Genomic DNA, 223 nt, shown 5'->3' on the forward strand with positions numbered 1-223 from the left:
TGCCCAGCCTGCCGAGCCCGGCCTTCGCGCAGACCAGCAACACCTGCGTGAACAGTTCTCGCACCGAGTCCTGATGCATCTGCCGGAATCGTGCGATTGCTGTGTGGTCGGGCACCTGCAGCGCGCAGATCACACGCATCGCCACATCGGTCCGGCACAGCCGCTCGATCTGTCGCGAGGAACGTATCCCGTCCGCGTATGCGTAGATCAACAGCGCCAGCAT

1 protein-coding gene is annotated in these 223 nt (G+C 63.7%); it reads right to left on the reverse strand.

Annotated elements, in window-relative coordinates:
- A partial coding sequence (locus ACEPPI_RS41045) for a transposase (protein WP_373920318.1) occupies positions 1–223 on the reverse strand: 223 nt, incomplete at both ends.

It is taken from the genome of Streptomyces sp. AB3(2024), assembly GCF_041862025.1.
In the GTDB taxonomy this organism is placed as follows: domain Bacteria; phylum Actinomycetota; class Actinomycetes; order Streptomycetales; family Streptomycetaceae; genus Streptomyces.